This window comes from Cytophaga sp. (assembly GCF_051961495.1).
Taxonomy (GTDB): Bacteria; Bacteroidota; Bacteroidia; order Cytophagales; family Cytophagaceae; genus Cytophaga.
This window is the reverse complement of record NZ_JBQCDF010000323.1, coordinates 1-5,117: the sequence shown is the minus strand read 5'-3', so window position 1 is coordinate 5,117 and position 5,117 is coordinate 1. Positions and strand designations below refer to the sequence as shown.

The window sequence follows — 5,117 nt, the reverse complement described above, 5'->3', positions numbered from 1 at the left end:
GCAACCACAACAACATTCTGCACGGGTGGCAGTGTGGTGTTAACTTCGAGCGCCGGTTCTTCATACAAATGGTTCAACGGCACTACACAGGTAGCAGCGACACAATCCTATACAGCAACCACAGCCGGTTCTTATACGGTTGAAGTAACAAACGCGAATAACTGTAAAGCGACTTCTTCCGCTACAACGGTAACGGTAAATGCACTGCCAGCCGCAACGATCACGGCAGCAACTGCGACAACATTCTGCACGGGCGGTAGCGTGGTATTAACTTCAAGCGCCGGTTCTTCATACAAATGGTTCAACGGCACTACACAGGTAGCAACGACACAATCCTATACAGCAGCCACGGCCGGTTCTTATACGGTTGAAGTGACAAACGCGAATAACTGTAAAGCGACTTCTTCCGCTACAACGGTAACGGTAAATGCACTGCCGGCCGCAACGATCACGGCAGCAACCACAACAACATTCTGCACGGGTGGCAGTGTGGTGTTAACTTCGAGCGCCGGTTCTTCATACAAATGGTTCAACGGCACTACACAAGTAGCAACGACACAATCCTATACAGCAGCCACGGCCGGTTCTTACACGGTTGAGGTAACAAACGCGAATAATTGTAAAGCGACTTCCGCAGCAACAACGGTAACGGTAAATGCACTGCCTGCGGCAACGATCACGGCAACAACTGCGACAACATTCTGCACGGGAGGCAGTGTGGTGTTAACTTCGAGCGCCGGTTCTTCATACAAATGGTTCAACGGCACTACACAGGTAGCGACGACACAATCCTATACAGCAACCACAGCCGGTTCTTATACGGTTGAAGTAACAAATGCGAATAACTGTAAAGCGACTTCCGCAGCAACAACGGTAACGGTAAATGCACTTCCTGCAGCAACGATCACGGCAGCAACCACAACAACATTCTGCACGGGAGGCAGTGTGGTGTTAACTTCAAGCGCCGGTTCTTCATACAAATGGTTCAACGGCACTACACAGGTAGCAACGACACAATCCTATACAGCAACCACAGCCGGTTCTTATACGGTTGAGGTAACAAACGCAAATAACTGTAAAGCGACTTCTTCCGCTACAACGGTCACCATTTCTACAGGTCCAACCTGGTATGAAGATGTTGACGGCGACGGTTTTGGTAATGCGGCTGTAACAATGATTGCTTGCACGAAGCCTATAGGTTATGTGGATCAGGCCGGAGATCAGTGCCTGACAGATGCGAATAAAATTGTGCCGGGTGATTGTGGTTGCGGAAATGCAGAAACGGATACGGATTCAGACGGAGATGCAGATTGTATTGATACCGATGATGATAACGACGGGGTGTCGGATTCTATGGATTGTCAGCCATTGAATAGTCTTGTCGGGGAGGCTACTCTGTGGTATCAGGATGCTGACGGTGATGGCGTGGGGGATGTTGCAGTGATGATGTATGCCTGTACGCAGCCAGCAGGATATGTAGCCGCAGTAGGAGATCAATGTCCGGCAGATGCAGCTAAAACATCGCCTGGCGATTGCGGCTGTGGCAGACAGGAAGGAACCTGTACAGATTGTGCCGGCATAATTAATGGTTCTGCAAAATTGGATGTATGTAATATTTGCTCAGGTGGTACAACGGGTATCATACCCAAAACCGATGTGTCTGAATGTGGTACAACAACAAGCGTGAAAAGTGGTATCATTGCCGGTTTAATGATCTACCCGAATCCGGGTATCAATGATTTTAACGTCTCTGTTGACGAGGGTGTATTTGATGTTAGCATTTACAGTGCCAGCGGACAATTAATGCTTCAGGGGGCCTATGATACGGAAACCCGGTTGGGTAATGAACTCTTGTCAGGTATCTATCTGGTACGTGTGGAACAGAAGGGAATTGTAGAAACCAGAAAAATAATTAAGCAATAAGCCAAAAGCTTACTCTGAAAGAAAAGCCATGCATCACTGCATGGCTTTTCTTTTTATGAATTTTGCTAGCTTTGTAATTCCATCTGATTAAATCAACTACATGGAACATTTACATTCCAGATCCATTACCAACGAATTTACCGATACTTTCCCCGGTGATACCTCTATGGACCGCACAACGCGGCAGACTCCCGGCGTGTTGTATTGTCAGGTGATGCCTACACCGGTGGCCAAGCCAACTTTGCTTGCCTGGTCGGATGCGGTGGCCTTCAACCTTGGACTTGATCAACCCGATGAACTGGATGTATCTATTTTGGGTGGTAATGCAATCAATCCACAGATGAAACCGTATGCTTCCTGTTACGCAGGTCACCAGTTCGGCAATTGGGCCGGACAGCTGGGCGACGGCCGGGCAATCTCGTTGGGTTTCTGCAGTGGCAAAGATGGTGTTGATTATGAACTGCAGCTGAAGGGAGCCGGGCCGACACCGTATTCGAGAAACTCAGACGGAAGAGCTGTATTACGTTCTTCGCTCCGGGAATATTTAATGAGCGAGGCCATGCATCATCTGGGTGTGCCTACTACACGGGCGCTAAGCCTTGTTGCTACAGGTGATCCGGTACTGCGTGATATGTTTTACAACGGCCACCCTGAATATGAACCGGGCGCTGTTGTTTTACGCGTTGCGCCTTCATTTATACGCTTTGGAAATTTTGAAATACTGGCTGAAAGAAATTATCTGTCGCTGAGTCAGCAATTGTGTGACTGGGTTATTGAACGGTATTACCCTGAAATTACAGGCGAAGACCGGGTAGTACAATTGTTTCGTGCGATAGCAGAAAAAACAGCAAACATGATTGTTGAATGGCTGCGGGTTGGTTTTGTACATGGAGTAATGAATACCGATAACATGTCGATCCTTGGATTGACCATTGATTACGGGCCTTATTCTTTTCTAGATGAATACGAAGAACGCTTCACGCCAAACACCACCGATCTTCCTGGAAGAAGATATGCCTTCGGTAATCAGGCTGCAGTGGCTTACTGGAATTTAGGAAAGCTGGCAAACGCGCTGGCTTTTTTAGTACACGGAACGGATAAGCTTGTTGCTGTGCTGAAGGAATATCAGGACCTGTATGAGCAGAAGTATTATACCATGATGGCAAAGAAGCTGGGCTTCGATCAGTTGCGGGATGAGGATCGTCCGCTGATTGATTCGTTTGAAGAGATGCTGCGTGCCATCAAGCCGGATATGACAATTTTTTATCAGCTATTGATTGAACTACCTGAAAATATAGGGTCCGCAGAAGATGTGAATCATTTCTTTGAAGCATCATTCTATACGGCTCCCGATACAGATCATCTGTATGCGGTTATGCTGGCATATAACAATCGCATCAAGGCAAACAGCTGTACACGTGAAGTATCTGTAAATACAATGCGTGCCGCTAATCCACGCTTCGTATTAAGAAATTATATATTGCATGAAGCCATTTCAAAGCTTGAAAAAGGGGATGATGGTATGTTGAAAAAACTGGAGAAGTATATTCAGAATCCGTATTCCCGGGAGGCAGATGAATACTTTGCAAAGCGCCCCGACTGGGCCAGGCAAAAGGCAGGTTGTTCGATGCTGTCTTGCAGTTCTTAGTATAAAATAAATTGAAATTTCTGTAATGAAAACAGGACCTCGGTATATCGGTGATGTTAACTATGCAGCTATTGTTGCGCATATTGAAAAGTTAAACATAACAGATTTATATAAGATTAAAATGAATCCGGTTGATTTTGCAAAACTGGTAGTGGAATATGGACTTCTTTTTCAAAAGGATTTCAAAACAGTCATGGAAATTTCCGGTGTGCCGGTTGAGCAATTTGATGCGACACCTGTAAACCGGATCTGTGTGGTTGAGAATAATCCCGCTGTACCGGATTCCTGCATCATTTTTTAAATGCGTGGGAGAAGACATTAAAAAATAAAAGGCACGCATGATGAATATCACACGTACCTTTTATACTTAACCTCAACCTGAACTATTACTAACTATTGCTTTATTATTTTTTGAATGGCTCTATGCTCATTCCATGTTATGATCAATTCATACATTCCCTGTGCGAAAGGCATTTCAATGGTTATTGGTGTACCTGAATAACTGATGGTATTCATCAGTACAATGTTGCCCTGTGCATCAACAATTGTATAAGATAATGCTGCCGTTACCGATTCATGTAAATCGATTGTTATTCTTTCAGCACAAGGAACGGGGTAAACTTTAACAGCAGATTCTGCAGATGAAACGAGTACGGCTGTAGCAGTGCTAACGGTTACAGCTAATGTAATCGTTGACGTTTGTCCGGCTGGATTTGTTTCCACTAACGTAACATTACCGCTGGATGAACCGAAATCAACAACGATAGAGTTTGTACCTTGTCCGCTCACAATGGTTGCGCCTGCCGGAACAGACCATGTATATGTCATGCCAGGCTGGTCAGTCACTGAATAAGTTACGCCAGTCTGGTTGCTTGTTACGGAAGCAGGCCCGGATACATTGCTATCAAACGGAGGGTTCGGATTGACCGTTATCGCAACAGCATTCGAAGTAACCTGTGAAACACTGGCACAGCTTGAGTTTGAAGTCATTGTCACCGTATAACTATCGTTGTTTGCTGCCGCAGCTGTAGTGTATGATGTATTCGTTGCGCCTGATATTGCCGTGCCGCTTTTCTTCCATTGGAATGCAGGAGCTGTGCCGCCGTTTGTATAAGTCGCTGAGAAAGTAAGTGTCTGGCCTTCATAAATAGTAGTACTTGGAGCAACATCAATAGCAATGGTAGGTGTTACAGAAGAACTTACAGTAATTACTACAGCAGGACTTGTTGCGGAAGCTGTCGTTGTACAGGTTGCATTGCTTGTCATCGTTACAGTATAGCTATCATTATTTGCAGCTGTTGTTGTCGTATAGGTTGCATTGGTAGCACCGGAGATAGCAATACCGCCTTTTTTCCATTGGTACGCAGGAGTACTATCGCCATTTGAAGGAGTGCCTGTTATCGTTATACTTGTACCTGCACAGATCGTGGTTGCCGAAGAGCTAGCCGTTACCGATGGTGTCACTGTCGCGTTTACGGTAATCACTACCGCAGCACTTGTTGCTGTTGGAGTCGACGGACAAGTTGCATTGCTTGTCATCGTTACA

At 45.7% G+C, this 5,117-nt stretch carries 4 protein-coding genes; 3 read left to right on the top strand and 1 reads right to left on the bottom strand.

The window, feature by feature from the left end; translation table 11 throughout:
* The 3 genes from ACTHJT_RS17790 to ACTHJT_RS17780 form a co-directional block, all read left to right on the top strand.
* Positions 1–1,923 (top strand): T9SS type A sorting domain-containing protein (locus ACTHJT_RS17790; protein WP_440240719.1); only part of this gene is annotated, 1,923 nt, incomplete at its 5' end.
* Between the two features lie 100 nt (positions 1,924–2,023).
* On the top strand, positions 2,024–3,571 hold the full coding sequence (locus ACTHJT_RS17785) for a protein adenylyltransferase SelO (RefSeq protein WP_440240717.1): 1,548 nt from the start codon (positions 2,024–2,026) through the stop codon (positions 3,569–3,571).
* A 25-nt stretch (positions 3,572–3,596) separates the two neighbouring features.
* Positions 3,597–3,872, top strand: a complete 276-nt coding sequence (locus ACTHJT_RS17780; protein WP_440240715.1) for a hypothetical protein — start codon at positions 3,597–3,599, stop codon at positions 3,870–3,872.
* 92 nt (positions 3,873–3,964) lie between these two features.
* Here the strand turns inward: ACTHJT_RS17780 and ACTHJT_RS17775 are convergent.
* Positions 3,965–5,117, bottom strand: a 1,153-nt coding sequence (locus ACTHJT_RS17775; RefSeq protein ID WP_440240713.1) for a T9SS type A sorting domain-containing protein, incomplete at its 5' end; no start/stop codon positions are given.